This window comes from Sutcliffiella horikoshii, from assembly GCF_019931755.1.
GTDB classification, from domain to species: domain Bacteria; phylum Bacillota; class Bacilli; order Bacillales; family Bacillaceae_I; genus Sutcliffiella_A; species Sutcliffiella_A horikoshii_E.
In genome coordinates this window covers 2,498,869-2,519,696 of record NZ_CP082918.1, presented here as the reverse complement: position 1 = coordinate 2,519,696, position 20,828 = coordinate 2,498,869, and the positions used below count along the sequence as shown (strand labels likewise).

Annotated in this window: 22 protein-coding genes and 1 riboswitch; of the genes, 21 read left to right on the top strand and 1 reads right to left on the bottom strand. The window is 40.9% G+C overall.

Features of this window, described 5'->3' with window-relative positions; genetic code table 11:
* Nucleotides 1-171 precede the first annotated feature (171 nt).
* Together ribH and K7887_RS12865 are read left to right on the top strand one after the other, a co-directional pair.
* Nucleotides 172-636, top strand: coding sequence for a 6,7-dimethyl-8-ribityllumazine synthase (gene ribH / locus K7887_RS12870; RefSeq protein ID WP_060667020.1), 465 nt, complete (start codon nucleotides 172-174; stop codon nucleotides 634-636).
* 155 nt (nucleotides 637-791) lie between these two features.
* Nucleotides 792-1,154: a GNAT family N-acetyltransferase gene (locus K7887_RS12865; RefSeq protein ID WP_010194428.1), complete on the top strand. Its 363-nt coding sequence runs from the start codon at nucleotides 792-794 to the stop codon at nucleotides 1,152-1,154.
* A gap of 71 nt (nucleotides 1,155-1,225) precedes the next feature.
* Here K7887_RS12865 and K7887_RS12860 read toward each other — a convergent pair whose 3' ends face one another.
* A complete protein-coding gene (locus K7887_RS12860) occupies nucleotides 1,226-1,744 on the bottom strand; it encodes a DUF309 domain-containing protein (protein WP_223489683.1) in 519 nt (172 codons plus the stop codon).
* A gap of 118 nt (nucleotides 1,745-1,862) precedes the next feature.
* On the opposite strand from K7887_RS12860, the gene K7887_RS12855 reads away from it, so the two are divergent.
* The 19 genes from K7887_RS12855 (at nucleotide 1,863) to K7887_RS12760 (ending at nucleotide 20,807) form a co-directional block, all read left to right on the top strand.
* Entirely contained in the window at nucleotides 1,863-2,645 is a 783-nt protein-coding gene (locus tag K7887_RS12855; protein ID WP_223489681.1) for a segregation/condensation protein A, read from the top strand.
* On the top strand, nucleotides 2,632-3,210 hold the full coding sequence (gene scpB / locus K7887_RS12850) for an SMC-Scp complex subunit ScpB (RefSeq protein WP_317849209.1): 579 nt from the start codon (nucleotides 2,632-2,634) through the stop codon (nucleotides 3,208-3,210). The genes K7887_RS12855 and scpB overlap by 14 nt, the downstream gene beginning before the upstream one ends.
* Before the next feature lie 90 nt (nucleotides 3,211-3,300).
* Nucleotides 3,301-3,732, top strand: coding sequence for a hypothetical protein (locus K7887_RS12845; protein ID WP_223489677.1), 432 nt, complete (start codon nucleotides 3,301-3,303; stop codon nucleotides 3,730-3,732).
* Between the two features lie 116 nt (nucleotides 3,733-3,848).
* Complete coding sequence (locus tag K7887_RS12840) at nucleotides 3,849-4,337, top strand: YpuI family protein (protein ID WP_223489676.1); 489 nt, start codon at nucleotides 3,849-3,851, stop codon at nucleotides 4,335-4,337.
* 119 nt (nucleotides 4,338-4,456) lie between these two features.
* Nucleotides 4,457-5,347: a superoxide dismutase gene (locus tag K7887_RS12835; protein ID WP_223489674.1), complete on the top strand. Its 891-nt coding sequence runs from the start codon at nucleotides 4,457-4,459 to the stop codon at nucleotides 5,345-5,347.
* Nucleotides 5,348-5,467: 120 nt separating this feature from the next.
* Nucleotides 5,468-6,622 (top strand): D-alanyl-D-alanine carboxypeptidase family protein, encoded by a 1,155-nt coding sequence (locus K7887_RS12830; protein WP_223489672.1) that lies wholly within the window; start codon nucleotides 5,468-5,470, stop codon nucleotides 6,620-6,622.
* Nucleotides 6,616-7,206, top strand: a complete 591-nt coding sequence (locus K7887_RS12825; RefSeq protein WP_223489670.1) for a nucleoside recognition domain-containing protein — start codon at nucleotides 6,616-6,618, stop codon at nucleotides 7,204-7,206. The genes K7887_RS12830 and K7887_RS12825 overlap by 7 nt, the downstream gene beginning before the upstream one ends.
* A 3-nt stretch (nucleotides 7,207-7,209) precedes the next feature.
* Entirely contained in the window at nucleotides 7,210-7,743 is a 534-nt protein-coding gene (locus K7887_RS12820) for a spore maturation protein (protein ID WP_223489668.1), read from the top strand.
* 611 nt (nucleotides 7,744-8,354) lie between these two features.
* On the top strand, nucleotides 8,355-9,083 hold the full coding sequence (locus K7887_RS12815) for a pseudouridine synthase (RefSeq protein ID WP_223489666.1): 729 nt from the start codon (nucleotides 8,355-8,357) through the stop codon (nucleotides 9,081-9,083).
* A gap of 186 nt (nucleotides 9,084-9,269) precedes the next feature.
* The gene (gene resA, locus K7887_RS12810) at nucleotides 9,270-9,800 is read left to right on the top strand and encodes a thiol-disulfide oxidoreductase ResA (RefSeq protein ID WP_223489664.1); all 531 of its coding nucleotides are present in this window, start codon (nucleotides 9,270-9,272) and stop codon (nucleotides 9,798-9,800) included.
* Nucleotides 9,801-9,812: 12 nt separating this feature from the next.
* Complete coding sequence (gene resB / locus K7887_RS12805) at nucleotides 9,813-11,474, top strand: cytochrome c biogenesis protein ResB (RefSeq protein ID WP_223489663.1); 1,662 nt, start codon at nucleotides 9,813-9,815, stop codon at nucleotides 11,472-11,474.
* Nucleotides 11,475-11,476: 2 nt separating this feature from the next.
* Complete coding sequence (ccsB, locus tag K7887_RS12800; RefSeq protein ID WP_223489661.1) at nucleotides 11,477-12,640, top strand: c-type cytochrome biogenesis protein CcsB; 1,164 nt, start codon at nucleotides 11,477-11,479, stop codon at nucleotides 12,638-12,640.
* Between the two features lie 69 nt (nucleotides 12,641-12,709).
* The gene (locus K7887_RS12795; protein WP_010194457.1) at nucleotides 12,710-13,429 is read left to right on the top strand and encodes a response regulator transcription factor; all 720 of its coding nucleotides are present in this window, start codon (nucleotides 12,710-12,712) and stop codon (nucleotides 13,427-13,429) included.
* Nucleotides 13,426-15,210 carry an ATP-binding protein gene (locus K7887_RS12790; RefSeq protein WP_399208328.1) on the top strand — a complete coding sequence of 595 codons (1,785 nt, stop codon included), beginning with the start codon at nucleotides 13,426-13,428 and terminating at the stop codon, nucleotides 15,208-15,210. The genes K7887_RS12795 and K7887_RS12790 overlap by 4 nt, the downstream gene beginning before the upstream one ends.
* Before the next feature lie 78 nt (nucleotides 15,211-15,288).
* A riboswitch (cobalamin riboswitch) is annotated at nucleotides 15,289-15,490 on the top strand.
* A 213-nt stretch (nucleotides 15,491-15,703) separates the two neighbouring features.
* On the top strand, nucleotides 15,704-16,126 hold the full coding sequence (locus tag K7887_RS12780) for a DUF4430 domain-containing protein (protein ID WP_223489660.1): 423 nt from the start codon (nucleotides 15,704-15,706) through the stop codon (nucleotides 16,124-16,126).
* Nucleotides 16,127-16,128: 2 nt separating this feature from the next.
* Nucleotides 16,129-16,680, top strand: coding sequence for an ECF transporter S component (locus K7887_RS12775; protein WP_223489658.1), 552 nt, complete (start codon nucleotides 16,129-16,131; stop codon nucleotides 16,678-16,680).
* Nucleotides 16,681-17,100: 420 nt separating this feature from the next.
* Nucleotides 17,101-17,637, top strand: coding sequence for an RNA polymerase sigma factor SigX (gene sigX / locus K7887_RS12770; protein WP_223489656.1), 537 nt, complete (start codon nucleotides 17,101-17,103; stop codon nucleotides 17,635-17,637).
* Nucleotides 17,627-18,898 carry a hypothetical protein gene (locus K7887_RS12765; protein WP_223489654.1) on the top strand — a complete coding sequence of 424 codons (1,272 nt, stop codon included), beginning with the start codon at nucleotides 17,627-17,629 and terminating at the stop codon, nucleotides 18,896-18,898. Before sigX ends, K7887_RS12765 begins: the two co-directional genes overlap by 11 nt.
* Nucleotides 18,899-19,520: 622 nt before the next feature.
* The gene (locus K7887_RS12760) at nucleotides 19,521-20,807 is read left to right on the top strand and encodes a GntP family permease (RefSeq protein WP_223489653.1); all 1,287 of its coding nucleotides are present in this window, start codon (nucleotides 19,521-19,523) and stop codon (nucleotides 20,805-20,807) included.
* The last annotated feature ends 21 nt before the right edge of the window (nucleotides 20,808-20,828 follow it).

The window sequence follows — 20,828 nt, the reverse complement described above, 5'->3', positions numbered from 1 at the left end:
GTACGATAGTTGTTACTTGGAGCAAAATGCGGAGACTCCAGCGGGGGAGAAGCGGCAATGTTGAGACCCCGCAGGCGAAGCCGAGGAGGCTCAAGGTCGCCCCGCGGAAAGCGAAGCATTTTGCGGAAAGTAACAACGGTATTAAAAGATAAACATTAGGAGGAACTTAACATGGCAAAAGTATTTGAAGGTAATTTAGTAGGTACAGGACTTAAAGTTGGAATCGTAGTTGGCAGATTCAATGAATTCATCACAAGCAAGCTTCTAGGCGGAGCACAAGACGCACTAAAACGACACGGCGTAGAAGAAGACCAAGTGGACGTAGCATGGGTACCGGGTGCATTCGAAATCCCATTGGTAGCAAAAAGAATGGCCGACTCCGGTAAGTACGATGCAGTAATTACCCTCGGAACTGTAATCCGTGGATCTACTCCACACTTCGACTATGTATGTAACGAAGCGGCAAAAGGAGTATCTCAAGCTTCTATGCAATCTGGTATTCCGGTGATCTTCGGGGTACTGACAACAGAAACGATTGAACAAGCTATCGAAAGAGCAGGTACGAAAGCAGGAAATAAAGGCTGGGAAGCTGCTGCGGCTGCCATTGAAATGGCAAATTTATTACGCGAATTTTAAGATTTATTTTAAAAAGGTGTACTTTAAAGCTTTGTTTGGATAGAATGTATACTTAAGAGTAAGAAAATCTTTCAGATAGGAACATTTTTCATCTAATTTCCTATACTACTTGTAGTTATACTTATGAAAGTTTTTTCGATAATGAGGGGTAATTTATGTTAATTCGTTATAAGAAGAGCTTTGAGAAAATTGCTATGGGTCTTATGTCCTTTATGCCAACTGAAAAAGAGCTGAAGAAATTACAGCAATCGATGAGAGACTACGAAGAGAAAGAAAACTGGCAGCTTTTCCTTTGGAAGGAAGACGATATTATCGGTTTGATTGGTATCGAGTTGGAAGAGGAAAGCTTCACCATTCAACACATCAGTGTAATTCCTTCCCATCGTGGGCAAGGATTTGGTAAAAGAATGGTTGTAGCGCTCACGCAGACTTATCCAAACAAAGCAGTCAAAACAACACAATATACTACTGCATTTATTGAAAAATGTGATTTAAATGAAAATGAATGCAGTGAATAACTGCATATATGAGAAAAACGACGGCTTTCTTTATGAAAGCACGTCGTTTTTATGTTGTGGAGGTGTTCGTTCTACCCCTTCCTCCGCAATTCCAGCTGCTTCCGTCTTTCCTCAATCACATCAGATCGATCCCTTAGTGTATGTCTGTTCACCAATGAACCATCAAGCAAATCACTGGGTGCTCCCCAAACCTTACTCGCACTTTTAGCCAAAGCGTCACAAGAAAGTTGCAGATCAGGGTCTGCAATCGGCAAATTCATACTCACATAGGGTTCTTGTTTAGTCACACATACAATCCGCTCATCTAGCATTTTAACCAATCGTCCACTATCAAGCCCCAACGCATTAATCGCTGACGACTCCTTGCCGATGATCCTACAGGCATTTTGAAGCATCCGCAATGATCCCTTGAAATTCCCCCGTCGTTGATGGTAGAGACCCACGGCAATTTGGATAAGGCCGACCCAATGAATTTCGCGATCAATCGCTTCTTTTTCCTTCCAATATTCTTCTAGTACTTCATGGCATTCAAAATAGTCTCTATCACAATGAAAATGATATAAATAATCAAGGTAAGCTTTTGGATACAAAGGATTTCCTCCTCAATACAAATCTAATAATATTTTAACATAATCATGAAAACCCTATAAAATCTTGCTACAATACTCTATACTATTGTATAGTTTGATGTTTATGTTAGGTGGATGAATGATTGTGCAGGAATACAATGTGAAAGTAGAGGCCTTTGAAGGCCCTTTGGACTTATTATTACATTTAATAAACAGGTTGGAAATTGATATATATGATATTCCGGTTGCTCAAATTACCGAGCAATACTTATTATACATACATACGATGAAAGAACTTCAGTTAGATGTTGCAAGTGAGTATCTAGTCATGGCGGCTACCCTTATTGAAATTAAAAGCAAAATGCTGCTTCCAAAGCATGATGAGGAAATCCTGGACGAGGAAGATGAATTTACCGAATATGAAGAGGATCCTCGTGAAGAATTGATGAATCGGCTAATTGAGTATCGAAAGTATAAAGAGGCGGCGGATGATTTAAAAGAGATGGAAGAGGAACGAAGCCATCTTTTTACGAAGCCCCCAAGTGATTTAACTGGTCTGATGAAGGAAGTAAAACCTGAAGAAGTGAACCTGGATGTTTCCTTATATGATATGCTCGGCGCATTGCAGAAACTAATGCGAAGAAAGAAAATACAGAAGCCAATGCAAACGAGGATTACACGCCAGGAGATTCCGATTGAAAAGAGAATGGAAGAACTAATCCGAGACCTCCGACAATTCAAGGGGCGTAAACACTTTTATGAGCTTTTCCCAGAATCTAGCAAAGAGTATATTGTTGTGACATTTTTGGCGATACTTGAGCTTTTGAAAAAGAATAGTATTCTTTTGGAACAGGATAACAATTTTTCGGATATATATGTGTCTTACAAGGAAGGAGAAAACGAAGAAAGTGGCTATTATTAATTGGAAAGCAATTGTAGAAAGCCTCCTTTTTGCAGCAGGAGACGAAGGCCTCACGCTTAAGGAACTTACAAATGTTCTAGAAGTCGAGGAACATGTCGCAATGGATATTTTAGATGAGTTGAAAAAAGGTTATCAAAAGAAAGAGAGGGGTATCACCCTCATAGAACTTGCAGGTACGTATCAATTGACTACTAAAAAAGAGCATTCTGCCTATCTGAAAAAGCTGGTAGAATCGCCTTCTTCCCAAACACTTTCACAGGCAGCACTTGAAACATTGGCGATTGTTGCATATAAGCAGCCGATTACGCGGACAGAAGTGGAGAGTATTCGTGGTGTGAAAAGTGAAAGGCCGCTACAAACATTGGCAGCAAAGGCCTTAGTGAAAGAAGTTGGCAGGGCGGAAGGAACAGGAAGGGCCATTCTATATGGAACTACCAAGGAATTCCTGGATTATTTCGGGCTTAAAGATATTAAAGAACTGCCGCCGCTATCTGTAAATATGGAAGAAACAGACGAAGAAGCTGATTTGTTCTTTGAAAAGTTTCAAGAAACATTTGAATCTTAAGATTATTTAATCCTCTTATGGTAAAATAGTAGTATGGGAGGCTATTAATAAGTAAGCCCCTATGACAGATTAGCAGGTAGGAGTGACTGTATGCGTATAATAAATTGTAGAGGGTATGAATTAGAAAAGGCGCAACCCAACACTTCTGAGGATTTTTTCAACCGCTCTGAAGTGACTTTTGAAGATGATGGACAAGAAAAAACATTACATGTGCTGTATATTCGGTATTATGACGAAACCTTTGCAGAGTTCATCCCCACATTGAGTGGAGAGGCAGATCCTATTTTCGAGATTGGTGAAAAGAAAATTACCTTTAAAGATTTGGTAGCCATTATTTGTTTAATTAAAAACCCGAGTTTTCGTCAAAGAAAACGAATCTATATTAATACGCAAGAAGAGTTGGCGGGTTATTTTGAAGGAGTGAATATCCCTAAAGTAAGAGATATCTTTGAAGGCATTCACAATCAAGGTGACTATAAACTTTCCTCGCCGCTTCAATTTTTAGCACAACCTTCTTCATGAAGTAGGCCAAGCTAGAAGTACATTCTAGCATTGCTAGTAATACTTTTAACATTAGAGACGTAACGTAGTAGAAACTGACAATGAGAAAAAACTAATACTTGGAGGGTCATTTTTCAATGGCAAATACAATTGTAAAATCACAAACAGAACAGGTTGAGAGCTTTTTAGGAAATACAGTACATCAATTGAATGCGTTCTTAAATGAAGCTACACTTTCCACATTAATGGAAGAGTCTTCTACAAAACAGGAGTATGTAGAACTTCTTTTATTGAATACTCGTCGACTTGCTGTATTCTGTGACGAAGGGTTGAATGCTTGTCAAGTTATCCTGAAAAGTGAACCGTTTAGAAAGTCAGCTGCTGAAAAAGTTTTATATAACATTTACCATCAATGTATTGAAGAGTTCTTTGCTCCAAGAAACGATGCTTGGTATGAGGACAGCCGTTCTGCTTATACCGGAAAAAATTCCATTCAGTTCCATGAGGCGCCTCCAGAATCATTGAAGTTGGTGATTCGAGGCTTGGAGGGCGATTTTCAAGCAGTTCGTGAAGAGTTAGAGTATTATGAAACCGACTACCGGACAAAAATGATGCAAAGCAATTAATACTACAGCACCAGCCCATTCTCTTGGGTTGGTGTTTTTATTTTTATATCCCTGTACCATTGTTCCATATCGCCCAGATGGTGCATACAATAAAACGATGAGTGCAGGGGAGGGTGAGGATGATCAAACAAAATCAGTTTGTTTTTAAACAATTTTTAAGCGATGTGGAAGACTGGTGTTTGGAAATATTGACCTCCAACCAAGGTGGCAAAGAAGATTTTCGCAGCAGTTGGTTAGCCGAAGTAAGGGGGATACTTAAAAGAGTTCAACATACACAAGAACAACAGTATCTCTACGAGTCTGACATATTAGATATTAAAAGATGTGTGGAAGAGACGGAAGAAGGGATGCGTAATGTTTCAGGAAGACGTGTGAATAATGGGAGGGTGCCGATAGGACAGCATACCCTGCCACCACTACCATATCCATACAACGCCCTTGAACCATACATTTCAAGAGAGATAATGGAGCTGCATCACCAAAAGCATCATAAAAGCTATGTAGACGGTTTAAATAAAGCGGAAATGAAAATGCTCGAGGCGCGCGAAACAGGTGACTTTGATCTTATCAAACACTGGGAACGGGAAGCGGCGTTTCATGGATCCGGCCATTATTTGCATACGATGTTTTGGGATAACATGTCACCAAATGGCGGGGGGCAGCCAAGCGGAAGACTAATGCAGCAGATAGTCCAGGACTTTGGTAGTTATGAAAAATTCAAAAAACATTTTTCAGAAGCTGCTGACAAAGTGGAAGGTGTCGGTTGGGCTTTGCTTGTTTGGTCTCCGCGTGCACACCGATTGGAAATTTTACAAACGGAAAAGCAACAGCTGTTTACGCAGTGGGATACGATTCCTCTACTTGGGTTAGATGTTTGGGAGCATGCTTATTATCTTCAATATAAAAATAACCGCAAAGATTATATCGATAAGTGGTGGAATCTTGTCAATTGGAAAGACGTTGAAAAGCGCTACCAAGAAGCGTCAAGATTGAAATGGAAACCATCTTGATTTGTGTGGGAGGCCTATGCCTCTCTTTTTTCGTTTCCATTCATTCGACATAAAAACCATTCATAATCTAGGACAGGTCACGCATAAACTTGTACAAAAATAGATAAGGGATGGGATTGGATGTCTCTCATAAGAAAAATGCTCAGCATCGCGATAGTTTCGCTGCTGATTTTCTCCATATGCATTCCATATAATGTACATGCAGAACAAGTAGGTGTCAGTTCTCGAAATGCGGTCTTGATTGAACAGGAAAGCGGCAGAATCATTTACGAAAAAGATGCACATGACAAGCAGAGGATTGCCAGTATCACTAAGGTGATGACCGCTATCTTGGCAATTGAATCGGGAAAACTGGATGAGATTGTGAAGGTCAGTGACAAGGCCGTCCGGGCAGAAGGCTCATCCCTTTACCTGAAACCAGGGGAAAAAATCAAACTTGAGCATCTAGTGTATGGTTTGATGCTCCGCTCTGGAAATGACTCTGCGGTTGCGATAGCCGAACATGTTGGAGGCAGTTTGGAAGGCTTTGTCTTCATGATGAATGATAAAGCGGCAGAGCTTGGCATGACTAACACAGAGTTTGCAAATCCACATGGATTGGATGACCATGAGAACCATTACTCTACTGCATACGACATGGCACTATTGACTAGATATGCAATGGAAAATGATAAGTTCAAAGAGGTTACAGGTACAAAAGTTTACCGTGCGCCAGCTGCCCCTGGTGAATCATGGGACAGGAGTTGGACTAATAAACACCGCTTGGTAACAGGTATGTACCAATACGCAACAGGTGGTAAAACAGGATATACAAAACGGGCAAAGCGCACCCTTATTACCACTGCTTCTAAAGAAGGTTTAGATGTTATTGCCGTGACATTGAATGGTCCGGATGATTGGAAAGATCATATCTATATGTTCAACAGGGCATTTGTCGACTATAAATTATATGATATAGCCGAAAAGGGAGAATTAGACAATGTGAAAGATGATTTTTACAAAGGAAAAGTCTCCCTCTCCCGTGATGTAAAATATCCTATGACAAAAAAGGAAAGAGAAAATGTACGAATTAAGGTGACACTTGAAACCCCGAAAAAGGAATGGAAAGACGGGGAAAATGTTCCGGAAGTGGTGGGGGAGTACACACTGATTGTCCATGATGAGGCTGTAGTGGAAACACCGATCTATTTCGAACGGAAACAAGAAAAGAAAGGCGGTTTCTGGAGTATCTTCAAAGATATCTTTTTCATCATGGCAGGAAAGATTTCATGGTAAACATTATCTGGGTGGCCATGACAATTATCGGAATCTTGTTCGCGATGATTAATGGAACGATGGATAAAGTGAACGAGGCAATATTTACTGGTGCAAAGGATGCGGTAACGATTTGCATCGGTTTTATCAGTATACTAGTCTTTTGGCTTGGACTAATGAGGATAGCTCAGGAAGCTGGACTACTAGAGAAGTTGGCTTCCCTTTTTAAACCTATCGTTCGTAGGATCTTTCCGGAGGTACCGCCAGATCATCCTGCAATGGGATATATGCTCTCTAATATGATTGCGAACATGTTCGGCCTTGGAAATGCTGCAACCCCCATGGGAATTAAAGCGATGGAACAACTGAGAGAACTGAACGGAGGGAAAATAGAAGCAAGCCGTTCCATGATAACGTTTCTTGCAATCAACACTTCAAGCCTTACTCTGATCCCAACAACGGTCATTGCGATCAGGATGAATTATGGATCTGCTTCTCCTACAGAAATAGTCGGTCCCACCCTTGTTGCCACCCTTTGCTCCACTATCGCTGCTATTACAATAGACCGCTTATTCTATTACAGGCGTATGGCGAAAAGGAGGTAGTCCATGCAACTCATTTCACTCATATCGTTATGGATGATACCTATCATTATTGGGTTCATTCTTTTATACGCAACGTTTAAAAAAGTTCCCACATACGAGACTTTTGTGGAGGGCGGAAAAGAAGGCATCAAGATAGCGATATCCATCATCCCGTTCTTGGTAGGGATGCTCGTTGCCATCTCGATCTTCAGGGCTTCAGGCGCCTTAGACTTTCTGGTGGAGTTTGTCAGACCTGCTATGCAGGCAATAGGCATTCCCGCCGAAATCGTTCCGCTATCCATTATCAGGCCGATCTCAGGAACAGCAGCACTTGGAATGACGACAGACATGATAGCAACCTACGGGCCGGATTCCTTTATGGGGAGACTTGCTTCTGTCCTCCAAGGAAGTACGGATACCACGCTGTATGTCATTACGGTTTACTTTGGGGCAGTTGGTATTAAGAAAATGGGAGATGCGTTGAAAGTAGGTTTGTTGGCGGATGTAGTGGGGATCATTGTATCCATTCTGGTCGTTACTATATTCTTTGCCATGTAAGTTTTTTCGTCGAGAGAAATCTCGGCGTTTTTATTTTAGTTTAGAAAACTATATTACCGTTGATTTCCGTTCCAGGCGCTTCGCTTGCCTGCGGGCGGTCCGTGAGCCTCCTCAGGCTTCGCCTTCCGGGGTCTCACCTGTCCCTTCCTCCCGCGGGCGTCTACGCGCCTTCCACTACAATCAACAAGATGACTTCATTCAACTATGGTTAATGAAAAATAATCTAATCAAATTGTCTGAAAAACAGGAACGTTTTTCAACGTAATTTCTAGCTGTGAATTGGAGCAAATGGCGAAGACTCCAGCGGGGGAGTAACGGTAGGTTGAGACCCCGCAACGAAGTGAGGAGGCTCAAGCGCCGTCCCGCGGAAAGCGAAGCCATTTGCGGAAAGGAACAGCGGTGCATAACCAAGCAACTAAAAATGGACCGGGAGATTTTTGCTCGGTTTTTCTTATTATATTGAGCCAATTAAGGTTATCTATTATTTCCTCTTTCTTTTTACAAATAACAACAGGTATAATTAGAGTTTGCAAACATTGGGAATCATAGAAGTAGAGAAATCTTGGCTTTTATTGTGAAAGTCGGGTAAGATGTTGAATGAGGTGAAAGATATGGAACGGTTACAAAAAGTTATTGCACACGCAGGGATTGCGTCAAGAAGAAAAGCAGAAGAATTAATAAAAGAAGGCAAAGTAAGAGTTAATGATAAAGTGGTAAAAGAATTAGGGGTAAAAGTTAACCCAAATGACAAAATTGAGGTAGAAGGGATTCCCGTTGAACGCGAGAAACCAGTTTACTTCTTACTATACAAACCGCGAGGCGTCATTTCTAGTGTAAGTGACGACAAAGGTAGAAAAGTAGCAACAGATTTCTTCCCATACATTGAGGAGCGTATTTATCCTGTTGGTAGATTAGACTATGATACTTCCGGGTTGTTGCTCATGACCAATGACGGTGAGTTCGCAAATGCGCTTATGCATCCGACATCAGAAGTAGAAAAGGTCTATGTTGCAAAGCTAAAAGGAATTCCTTCAAGAGAAGCAATCAAAAGCTTGGAAAGAGGTATTAAGCTTGAGGACGGTAAAACGGCACCAGCTCGCATAAAACTGCTATCCATGGAAAGAACGAAGAACACGTCTATCTTTGAAATTAGCATTCATGAAGGTCGTAACAGACAGGTTCGCCGTATGTTTGAAGCGATCGGCCATCCGGTCATGAAATTAAAAAGGGAACGTTATGGTTTCCTAAACCTGCATGGACTGTCTGCAGGGGAAGCAAGAGAGTTGACTCCGCATGAAGTGAAACAGCTTCGTGTGATGGCGACAAAACCGAAGAAATAATAGTAAAAAACTAGTAAAAGCGGAGGAAGCTTACAAGGCAGCTTCCGCTTTTGTTTGTGTCTGTCTCCTGTGTTTAGGATCGTCTGTTTTTCGGTCACAAAACCTTCATATTCTATTATCTATGCAAAAAGTAGTAAATGTTATAATAACAAGGATGAAATGTCTCAGTTTTAGGAGAGTATGTATATGAACAAAAAGAAACGTTTACTGATGCGGACAAGCATACTACTGCTTCTTTTAGTCGCAATCGGATATACCATGTATACAAACTTCTTCCAGTCCAAAGAGATTGTGGATGTGGGGGATGAGGCACCAAATTTTGTACTTACGGATCTTGAAGGCAATGAAGTGATGCTTTCAGATTACCGTGGAAAAGGTGTATTTCTTAATTTCTGGGGTACATGGTGTAAGCCGTGTGAACGAGAAATGCCTTATATGGAAAATCAATATCAAGCCTTTAAAGAAAAGGGTGTAGAAGTAATTGCTGTAAATATCCAAGAAACAGATTTGGCAGTTAAAACATTCAGAGATCGCCATGGATTAACCTTTCCCATCCCGATGGATAAACGTGACCAAGTAAGACAGGCCTATGGAATTCTACCATTGCCTACTACTATCCTTCTGGATGAAAACGGCAAGGTCGTGAAAAAGCATTCAGGTGAATTAACAGAGGAAGACGTCAAAGAATTCATGGAAATGATCAAACCTAAACAATAGGGAGTTTTACGTATGAGTGAAATAAAATGTGAATGTGGACACCTAAATCCAGAGGGTACCATACTTTGTGAAGCGTGCGGAAAACCAACGGAAAACGATCAAAGTAAAGAAAAACTTTTGGATATGCGCTATGAAGGTAGTGCGAGACGTTCACAAACCTATAACAAGACGATAATAGATAAAGTATGGAATTTCTTTTCATCCGTTAAAGTTGGTATCTGGATCATCTTCATTATTCTTGTTACCTCTTCCATCGGAACTATTTTTCCTCAAAAAGATTATATCAATCAGGCAATCCCAGCTGAAATGTATTATGAGCAAGAGTACGGGTTTGCAGGAGAAATGTATTATGCGTTAGGTTTCCATGATTTATATGGGTCCTGGTGGTACATGCTATTAATCGCTGCCTTAGGTATTTCTTTAGTCATCGCCAGTTTAGACCGATTTATCCCTTTACATAAATCGTTGAAAACTCAAAGGGTGACAAGGCATGAGAGCTTCATGAAACGCCAAAGGGTTTATGGAACGACGGTGGTGGACGAAGATCCAAGCTCAGAAATCGAAAAAGCTAAGCAAGGTTTACTGAAACGTAAATTTAACGTTCGAGAAGAAGATGGAAATATTCTTGCTGAGAAAAATCGATTCTCCAGATGGGGTCCTTATGTAAATCATATAGGAATCATCATTTTCCTTATTGGTGCTATGCTTAGATTTTTCCCGGGTATGTATGTGGATGAAACAGTTTGGGTCCGTGAAGGGGAAACTCAGCTTATTCCGGGTACCGGTGGTCAATACTACTTAAAAAATGAAGGCTTTATTTATGAAACTTATAATAGTGAATCTTCCGACGAAATATTCAATTCCGCTATTTCGAGAGTTGGAGAAGATGCCATTGCGAGTAATTTCCAAACAAACGCGGTTTTATATGAGCGTAAAGGGGAGTACATCGTTGGGGCTGAACCGGAATTAGAAAAAGTAAAAGAGCATGCCGTTCAAGTGAACAAGCCTTTGAAGCATGATAATTATGCTCTTTATCAAGTAGACTATAAATTGAATGAATTTAAGAGCATGTCATTCAACTTGGAAAACAAGGATACTGGTGACAGTTTTGGTACAATAAAAGTGGACTTGCTAAATCCGCAAGAAACATATGACCTTGGTGAAGGCGTGTCTGCGGAACTCGTAAATTACTTTCCGGATTTCACTTTAGAAGGTGGAGAACCTGCAACCAAGACCAGGGTGCCTAATAATCCTGCATTCGTTTTCAGAATGGTTACACCTGAAACGCCTGAGGGGGAAATTGCACTCGTAGCAATACGACAAAACATAGAACCTAATGGTACAAACCAGAACAAGATGACATTTGCCGGGGTAGAAACGCGCAATGTATCAGGATTGACTGTTCGAAAAGACCTGACATTATGGATTCTCGGCGCAGGCGGAGCGATCTTTATGATTGGTGTCATTCAAGGAATGTATTGGAACCACCGTCGTGTTTGGATCAGAAGGAACGGCAATGAGATTATGGTGGCGGGTCATACGAACAAGAACTGGTTTGGATTAAAAAATGAAATTAATAAAGCGCTAGAAAATACTTCTATTTCTATTCCTGTAGATCAAGTGGAAGCCGAAAAAACGCAGGAACAAAAGATAGAAAAGAAAGAGGAGGCTTAAAAATGGCTCAGCTAAGTGGTAATTTGCTTTATATTGCATTTATTCTTTATCTGATTGGTACAGCCTTCTTCGGTGGGGCCATTCGCGGTAAGCAAGGAAATAAAGCCGCGAAAATAGGGATTTTCATCACAATCCTAGGGTTTACAGCTCAACTAGGCTATTTTATTACCCGTTGGATTGCTGGAGGACATGCACCTGTAAGTAATCTATTTGAATTTACAACTTTCTTCGGTATGATGATGGTCTTAGCTTTTATCGTTATTTATTTCATATATAAAACTAGTACACTGGGAGTTTTCACCCTCCCAATAGCCTTGCTGTTGATTGCATATGCAGCTATGTTTCCAAGTGATATTTCTCCTTTGATACCTGCATTGCAAAGTCATTGGCTTGCGATTCACGTATCAACGGTAGCACTAGGCATAGCTATTCTGTCTGTCAGTTTTGCAGCAGGTTTGATTTATTTGGTGAAAGTGGTAGATTATAGTAAAAAGGGCAAGAAGCCTTTCTGGGTTGAATTTACCCTTTATGTGTTAATTTCTTTCCTTGGTTTTATATTCATCTCCATTGGGTTTGGCGCAGTGGATTACGAGGCACAATTCTCTTACATCAATAAAGATGGGGCAGAAGAACAGGTGGTATATAACTTGTATCCCATTGTTGGCCCAAATGAAGGGGAATTATTGACCGAAAACAGAATGGATTCCCTTGTTAATCTTTCGCCATGGATTAACACGGTAAAACTAAACACGGTAATATGGTCTCTACTTGGTGGAGCAATATTATATCTTTTAATAAGAGTTATTATTAGAAAACCTATCGGAAAAGCGTTAAAGCCTGCAGTTGCTAAGGTGAATCTTGATGTGGTAGATGAAATTGGCTATCGAGCAGTAACAATAGGCTTCCCTGTTTTCACACTTGGTGGACTTATCTTTGCCGCCATTTGGGCTCAAATAGCCTGGTCAAGATTCTGGGCTTGGGATCCAAAAGAAGTATGGGCGTTTATCACATGGTTATTCTATGCAGGATATCTTCATCTCCGTCTTTCTAAAGGATGGGAAGGCGAAAAATCCGCATGGCTCACGCTTGTTGGTTTTGCGATCATCCTGTTTAACTTAATTGGCGTTAACTTAATCATTGCAGGGCTTCATTCCTACGCGATGTAATACAGATAACCGGCCTTCACAATATTGTGGGGGCTTTTCTTGCAGATAATTAAAGGGGGTTTAAGAAATATGGAAAAAGAAGTGAGAATCCTTGTAGTGGATGATGAGGACCGTATTAGAAGGTTATTGAAAATGTACCTTGAAAGAGAAAATTACGTCATTGAAGAAGCAGATAACGGCAACACAGCTCTGGAGATGGCGCTTGAAAAAGAATATGATGTCATACTGCTGGATGTTATGATGCCTGGCATGGACGGTATGGAAGTGTGTAAAGAAATCAGGGAGAAAAAGGCGACACCTATTATCATGCTGACAGCTAAAGGGGAAGAAACGAACCGAGTGCAAGGGTTTGAAATGGGAACAGACGACTATATTGTAAAACCGTTCAGTCCAAGAGAAGTAGTGCTTAGAGTGAAAGCGTTATTACGTCGCTCCTCTAGCACAACGTTCCTGACTACTGAAACGACAACAAAGGATGTCATCGTATTTCCTCATTTGACCATCGATAATGATGCACACAGAGTGACATCTGAAGGGAAAGAAATAAATCTTACCCCTAAAGAATATGAACTACTTTACTTCCTTGCAAAATCTCCTGATAAAGTTTTCGACCGCGAGCAACTGTTGAAAGAAGTATGGCAATACGAGTTCTTTGGGGATTTACGAACAGTTGATACGCATGTGAAACGTCTACGCGAGAAATTGAACAAAGTGTCAGAACCAGCCTCTAAAATGATTGTAACAGTATGGGGCGTAGGCTATAAATTCGAGGTTGGCAATGAATCATGATTTGGAGAAGTGTAGTTGGTAAGCTCTGGCTTACTGTGTTACTTTTAGTTTCATTTGTATTATTTGTTTTAACCATTCTTTTACTAGAATTCTTTGAGAATTACCATGTACAGGAAGCAGAAAAGGATTTGACCCAGGCAGCGAGTAAGATTTCATTAATTTTGGAACAGCATGAAGACATGGAACAATCGAAATCAATAGCTTGGGAGCTTGTTGATGAAGTGTCTCAGGTGGTTATTTTTACAGACAAGGGAGAGTACTCTCATTCTCCGACATCTCAAATCGACCATTTACCTGCTGAATTCTTCCTAAACGACCCGGACCTTTCCCTCGTCTTTGAAGATCAGCCGATTGTAACGAAAAAGACTTATTTGCCCGATTTCCAAATTACAGATGAAATGCAAGGCGAAGTGATGATCGTCGGAATTCCTTTGCATATTAATGAGGATAAAGATGGAGCTGTTTTCGTTTATCAGTCCCTGCTTGCCGTAAAAGAAACAACCAAACAAACAACAAAACTTATTCTGCTTGCTGCAGGTTTTGCAATCTTTTTAACGACCATTTTCGCATTCTTCTTGTCTACAAGAATTACAGCACCTCTGCGTAATATGAGAGAGGCTGCTTTTGAAGTCGCAAGAGGGAAGTTCGATACTAAGGTTCCAATTTTAACATCGGACGAAATTGGGGAACTTGGGATGGCCTTTAATCAAATGGGCAGACAACTCAAGTTTAATATTAACGCTTTGAATCAAGAGAAGGAACATTTAGCCAACATTCTCAGCAGTATGGCAGATGGGGTTATCACCTTAAACCGAGATGGCACCATTCTTGTAACGAATCCACCGGCGGAGAAATTTTTACAAGCCTGGTACTATCAAGAAGGCAATGCCAGCGGGGAAGACTTGCCAGGTGAGGTAATGGAAATGTTCCAACGGGCTATTTCTGTTGAAAAAGAACAAAGTATAGAATTAACCTATCAAGGACGTACGTGGGTAATCGTAATGAGTCCACTATATACGCAAACCCATATCCGCGGCGCTGTTGCAGTAATACGGGATATGACGGAAGAGAGAAGGTTGGACAAACTTCGTAAAGATTTCATTGCCAATGTGTCCCATGAATTGCGTACACCAATTTCCATGCTGCAAGGCTACAGTGAAGCAATTGTCGATGATATTGCCGGAACGGATGAAGAGAAAAAAGAACTTGCTTCCGTTATTTATGATGAATCTTTAAGAATGGGGCGCCTCGTAAATGACTTATTAGATCTTGCGAGAATGGAAGCCGGTCATATTTCATTGAATTATGAAAATGCCAATATTGTCGCCTTTGTCGAAAAGATAACAAGAAAGTTTCAGGGCCTTGCAAAAGAAAAGTCTATCGTGTTGCAATCACATGTAGAAGGTGATGGGGCCATCCAAATGGATGTAGACCGTATGGAACAGGTAATGACAAACCTGGTGGACAACGCCATTCGCCATACAGCAGACGATGGGACCATAATCATCCATGCAAAATTAATAAACAACGGTGTCAAAATAGATGTAAAAGATTCTGGGCACGGCATACCTGAAGAAGATCTGCCTTTTGTTTTTGAACGCTTCTATAAGGCGGACAAAGCGCGTACAAGAGGGCGTGCAGGTACAGGACTGGGACTTGCCATTGTGAAAAACATCATAGAAGCACACCGGGGTACCATATCCGTTCATTCAAAAGAGAACGAGGGAACGACATTTTCCATGTATATTCCGCAAAAACACTCTCAAAATGGAGATGTGTAGCGAAAAATCTTGTTTTCTATGAAACATTATCTTGTCAAGACCAGACATATCTTGTAATATGAAACATAGTTAATTGAATAGCAATACGAAATAGTTGGTGTCACGATGGTGACTTAATAGGGAATTTGGTGAAATGCCAAAACTGTCCCCGCAACTGTAAATGTGGACGAAATGAGATGACCACTGTATGAACGGGCTTAAGAAATTAGGTCCTCATATGGGAAGGCTCAAAGTAGGAAGAAGCATAAGTCAGTAGACCTGCCAATTATTATACCAGTTTCAATACTTCGGGGGTTGAGTAGGAGAGACGGCAGAAATCTGTCTTTATTTGTCGTATTATGACATTGCCGTTATCGCCTCATCCTGAAATTGGATGAGGTTTTTTGTTTTGCTCATCACAGATCGATTGGGACATTAGGGGTAAAGATAGGAGGAGAAAAGATACGGTTTTACAACTTGCACTGCAAATTAATTACATAAGGGGAAAAAACATATGAAAAAACTTTTACTAACACTTTTACTATCATTAACTCTTGCCATTACAGGCTGTGCTAATGCAGGAAATGAAACAAATCATACAGCTAATAATGAAACACCTGCTGAAACTCAAGAACAACAAGAAAGCCAACTTTCCACCACGATCAAACTAACGAAAGAAGGCGAAGAAGTCATCAGTGAGGAGACTGTAGAGTTTGAGGAAGGGGAGTCTTTGATGGAAGTCATGGACCGCAATTTTGAGCTTACTACAGGATTTGGAGGAGATTTCATCGTCGGAATTGACGGCCTGGGCTCTGAGGAAGAATCTGATTATTATTGGAACATCTCCGTCAACGGTGAAAGCTTAATGGTCGGTGCAAGTGATTATACGCTAGAGGAGAACGACGAAGTTCATTTTGATTATCAAAAGGTGGAATGATGATGACAACCAGAAAAATAGCGCTACTTGGTGTATTAATAGCCCTTTGTGTAGTGGGGAGAATCGTTTTCGCCTCCGTACCTAACGTCCAGCCAGTGACAGCAATCATCATTATATGTGCTTTCTGGATGGGGCCGGTTTCAGGTGTGATTCTTGCAGTAGGTACTACCTTTGCAACGAACCTGGTCCTTGGTACTGGCATGTGGACATTCACACAAATCTTTGCATGGTCCATTATTGGATTATTAAGTGGAGCAATTGGGATATGGTTTAAAAGAATTCCAGTATTTATCCTTTCCATCTATGCTGGACTTTGCGGGCTGTTTTTCGGTTTTGTTTTCTCGATCCAAAACATGATTGTCGGAGGATTTCCATTTTGGCCATATTATCTTGCTGGACTACCATTTGATATAAACCATGCAGTTGGAAATGTCGTATTTTTTATCGTGTTGTATCCGATCCTTTCCAAACTCTTAAACGAAAGAGCACCCTTTATCATCAAAAGAAAAGAGAGCCTAGCACAATATCAAATGAGCAGCACCTACAAGAAATAAAAGAGGAGCGCCAATCCAATTGGGTTGGCGCTTTACTATGTAAAAAATTGAAGCAGAGTTACTAGGAATTTCTAGCTGGTGATTGGAGCAGTTGGCGAAGACTCCTGCGGGAGAGTAGCGACATTGTTGAGACCCTCCAACGAAGTGAGGAGGCTCAAGGTCGCCCGCGGAAAGCGAAGCCATTTGCGGAAATCAACAGCGGCGTAATCAAAATAGGTCGAAATATGTATATAACCTCTTTGGAAAAGCCTACAAAAATCCCTACAATCCTATACGGACATCCCTTATACTTATATTACACACAAAAAACAAAAGAAATAATTACCAAATAACCCTAGTCAAATTGTAATTTTTTTAATATATTTGTAATGTAACTTTCTTACTATAATATACGACTAATGAAATGAACGGAGGGAAACTATGAATACCGTTTTTCAAGAGCTCTATGAAAAATATCACCAGGATGTTTATCAGTTCTTATATTACATGGTGAACAACAAGGAGCAAGCGGAAGACCTCGTTCAAGAAGTTTATATAAAAGTTTTGCGTTCCTATGATCGTTTTGAAGGGAAAAGCAGTGAAAAGACCTGGCTGTTTTCGATTGCCAAGCACGTTGCCATTGATTCCTTTCGCAAACAAAAAGGATGGAAAAACAAACTACTTGAAACTTTCGACTGGAATAAACAACAAGTCAGAGATCACGCTCCACTTCCTGAAGAGATAGCCGTACAAAATGAACAAGTCCAACAAATGTACCGGTGTTTGGATAAATGTAAAGTCGATCACCGACTAGTCCTTATCCTGCGGTACATACAAGCCCTTACTATTCAAGAAACAGCCCAAATTCTTGGCTGGACGGAAAGTAAGGTGAAAACAACTCAACATAGAGCCTTAAAGGTCTTGAAGGCATATATGGAAGAACTTCAAGAGAAAGGAGGAAACAGCAATGCGTCATAATGACGAAGAACAAATGGAAAAGTTGTTAAGGCAAATGCCTAAACTTAAAGATGATCGTGACCCGAAACAAATATATAGAGATATACAACCAAAACTAGCCCATTCCCCTCGCCGGTCTAAAATAGTACCTGCTTTTGCATTGGTTGCGGCTTTAGTCCTTTTCGCCCTGGTTGCACCTATGTTCGTAAACAACATGCAGTTCGATATGAGCTTAAGTGGCTCTGATAGCAGTTCAGAAGAAAGTATGGACATCGCAACAATGAATTCAGATGAAAACTCAGATGATTCTGCCGCAGACACCAGCAGAGAAGCCATCGAAGAAGAGGAAGAAACTTCACTAAAGGCAGAAGGTGATGAGGAATCCAATGACTTTGCTGCAGCGGAGATCAGTTCAGCAGATGGTAAAAGTTTTGTTACACCTTCCTATAATGTAGAATCCGAGTACGCTGTTACCATTGGGGTGTCCTTGTTGGAGGCAGATAATTATGAACATGGTGGTTCTACCACTCCACTGACGGTGATTGTTCCTCGTGGTGAAAATGAAACATATGTAGATGCTCTCAATAAGGTGCGAGGGGGGATTGCATACGAGGATTATGGGGTCATGGTGCCGACTATTAATGACAATGTAAAAATATCAGAAGGCGACATAGGGTTAGATAGACCGATGCCAATCTTAGATGTAACTGATATGGCTAAAGGTTTAACAACCTATCAAGATAATCTTTTCTCTAAAGAACTTAGTGATACTTTCAGCAATCAATATACTCATTTCTTATTTAGTGATAACGGATCAACCAAAGGTGTGCAAGTTGGCAATGATGTATATGATGGACCGGTAGAATACCAGACTAAAAACAAGAGGGCTTATTTCAAATATCACACAGGTAGCCTGCCTTTACTTGTCCCAGGTCATGAACGGTATACTTCCATTGGTGATGCTCTCAAAGCGATGACAAGTGTACCAGAGCAAGCTGAGAACAGTAAACTAGAGCCATCCATTCCTGTTACGGTGCAAGTGGAGGGATTGGGGCTAGAAAGTGATGGTACAGTGGTTAGGATTAAGCTAGGGGATGGCAGCGTACTTGAAAATAACGACGAAACAATCTTTGCCCTTGAAGCGATGATGATGGTAGCAAAAGAATTTGGAGTTAGAGGTGTGGTGTTTGAATCTTCACAAGATGGAACGATAGGAACTATCACACTCAATGAAGAAGTAAGCGTGCCTTACTCTCCGAACCCAATTCCATATAGCGAGTAAAGTTTAAAAAGCGTGCAGATGAGCACGCTTTTTTACTTTTTGGGGGTATCTCTGCCCGAAACTTCTACGGGAAAGCTAAAATGGTAACAGAGAAGGTGTCTCTCCGCCCGAAACTCTTTCGGAAAAGCAAAAACGGAAGGGTTCTCTCCGCCCGAAATTCTTTCAGAAAAGCAAAAACGGTAAGAGAGAAGAGTTCTATAAGACTTAAGAGCAACTCTTGCCAAAGCTTCGGTCGTATAGGAGGGTTCTATAAGACTTAAGAGTAGTTTTTCCAAAAGCTTCGGTCGTATAGAAGGGCTCTATAAGACTTAAGAGCAGCTTTTGCCAGAGCTTCGGTCGTATAGAAGGGCTCTATAAGACTTAAGAGCAGCTCTTGCCAAAGCTTCGGTCGTATAGACCGCTTCTATAAGACTCTTAAGGTGCAAAGCAAGTTGCTTCGGTCAAATAGAACCCTCCCTAGTTACCTAATTTTGAAAGTAGATCCTTTTAATCGCTCTCAACCTCCTCTACAAAAACCTCAACCCCCATCCCGTCTACCTATATACATATTTCCAACCCCAAAAGAGGATACTACCTCCATATATGGAAGATTCCCATTTCTCCCACATAAAGGAGGGTACATATGTTCAGTATTATTGTCGGGCTGGTGCTTTTAATGTTATTAGCATACCTCGGCTGGTCCATTATCTGGATAGCTCCACTTGTTTCTGCGGTAGTAGCGTTATTAAGCGGTCTAGATCTCTTACCAGCCTATACCCAAACGTATATGACTGGCTTTGTCGACTTTGCAAAACAATGGTTTCCAGTATTTTTACTTGGGGCCATTTTTGGAAAATTGATGGAAGACACTGGTGCAGCTCAAGCTGTCGCATTTAAGATCACTCAATTATTAGGCAAGAAGAGAGCCATTCTCGGAGTGTTAATTGCTGCAGCAGTGTTGACATATGGTGGGGTGAGTTTATTTGTGGTGGTATTTGCCATCTATCCGCTTGCGATCGCACTATTCAGAGAAGCGGATATTTCTAGAAAACTGCTGCCGGGTACGTTTGCTTTAGGAGCATTCACGTTTACGATGACTGCCTTGCCAGGTACGCCTCAAATCCAAAACCTGATTCCTATTCCTTATTTTAAAACTACTCCGCTCTCAGCACCTATTATGGGAATCGTAGCCGGGTTGATTATGGCTGTTGGAGGTTATTTCTATTTAAAGTGGAGAGAAGGACGATTAACCAAAGTGGGTGACACATTTGATGAGCCAAAAGGGGGCCAGGAAGTAAAACAAATCAAAGCTGAAGAATTACCTAACTGGATATTGTCCTTCCTGCCATTATTAATTGTGGTAATCACACTAAATGGTTTTAAGTGGGACATCATTCCATCCCTGATTGTGGGAACATTGGCTATCATGCTTTTTAATATAAAAAAATACAAATCGTTTATTGGAGCAATTAATGGCGGTGCATCTGGTTCTGTAATGGCCATCATCAATACGAGTGCAGCAGTAGGTTTCGGTGCTGTCGTTACTGCTGCTCCTGGTTTTGAAACGTTAACGGATATTCTACTTGGGATAAAAGGGAACCCCTTAATTTCCGAGGCATTGTCCGTTCAGTTAATGGCGATGATTACAGGTTCTGCATCAGGAGGTATGGGTATCGCCCTGGAAGCTTTGGGAGACCAATATTATCAATTGGCGCAATCTACCGGAATGAATCCAGATGCCTTTCACCGTATTGCTGCCATTGCCTCAGGGGCTTCAATTTTACCTCATAATGGCGCATTACTTACGCTTTTTGCGGTAACGGGTCTAACCCATAAAGATTCTTATAAGGACATCGCAGTGGTAGCATTATTGATTCCAACTGTAGCTGTTGTGGTGGCTATTATTATGGCAAGCATCGGAATTATGTAAAAATGGAATGGAGGAAATAAG

Coding starts and splice junctions, on each gene's coding strand:
- ribH (WP_060667020.1), top strand. CDS start 172: ATGGCAAAAGTATTTGAAGGTAATTTAGTAGGTACAGGACTTAAAGTT.
- K7887_RS12865 (WP_010194428.1), top strand. CDS start 792: ATGTTAATTCGTTATAAGAAGAGCTTTGAGAAAATTGCTATGGGTCTT.
- K7887_RS12855 (WP_223489681.1), top strand. CDS start 1,863: ATGATTGTGCAGGAATACAATGTGAAAGTAGAGGCCTTTGAAGGCCCT.
- K7887_RS12845 (WP_223489677.1), top strand. CDS start 3,301: ATGCGTATAATAAATTGTAGAGGGTATGAATTAGAAAAGGCGCAACCC.
- K7887_RS12840 (WP_223489676.1), top strand. CDS start 3,849: ATGGCAAATACAATTGTAAAATCACAAACAGAACAGGTTGAGAGCTTT.
- K7887_RS12835 (WP_223489674.1), top strand. CDS start 4,457: ATGATCAAACAAAATCAGTTTGTTTTTAAACAATTTTTAAGCGATGTG.
- K7887_RS12830 (WP_223489672.1), top strand. CDS start 5,468: ATGTCTCTCATAAGAAAAATGCTCAGCATCGCGATAGTTTCGCTGCTG.
- K7887_RS12825 (WP_223489670.1), top strand. CDS start 6,616: ATGGTAAACATTATCTGGGTGGCCATGACAATTATCGGAATCTTGTTC.
- K7887_RS12820 (WP_223489668.1), top strand. CDS start 7,210: ATGCAACTCATTTCACTCATATCGTTATGGATGATACCTATCATTATT.
- K7887_RS12815 (WP_223489666.1), top strand. CDS start 8,355: ATGGAACGGTTACAAAAAGTTATTGCACACGCAGGGATTGCGTCAAGA.
- resA (WP_223489664.1), top strand. CDS start 9,270: ATGAACAAAAAGAAACGTTTACTGATGCGGACAAGCATACTACTGCTT.
- resB (WP_223489663.1), top strand. CDS start 9,813: ATGAGTGAAATAAAATGTGAATGTGGACACCTAAATCCAGAGGGTACC.
- ccsB (WP_223489661.1), top strand. CDS start 11,477: ATGGCTCAGCTAAGTGGTAATTTGCTTTATATTGCATTTATTCTTTAT.
- K7887_RS12795 (WP_010194457.1), top strand. CDS start 12,710: ATGGAAAAAGAAGTGAGAATCCTTGTAGTGGATGATGAGGACCGTATT.
- K7887_RS12790 (WP_399208328.1), top strand. CDS start 13,426: ATGATTTGGAGAAGTGTAGTTGGTAAGCTCTGGCTTACTGTGTTACTT.
- K7887_RS12780 (WP_223489660.1), top strand. CDS start 15,704: ATGAAAAAACTTTTACTAACACTTTTACTATCATTAACTCTTGCCATT.
- K7887_RS12775 (WP_223489658.1), top strand. CDS start 16,129: ATGACAACCAGAAAAATAGCGCTACTTGGTGTATTAATAGCCCTTTGT.
- sigX (WP_223489656.1), top strand. CDS start 17,101: ATGAATACCGTTTTTCAAGAGCTCTATGAAAAATATCACCAGGATGTT.
- K7887_RS12765 (WP_223489654.1), top strand. CDS start 17,627: ATGCGTCATAATGACGAAGAACAAATGGAAAAGTTGTTAAGGCAAATG.
- K7887_RS12760 (WP_223489653.1), top strand. CDS start 19,521: ATGTTCAGTATTATTGTCGGGCTGGTGCTTTTAATGTTATTAGCATAC.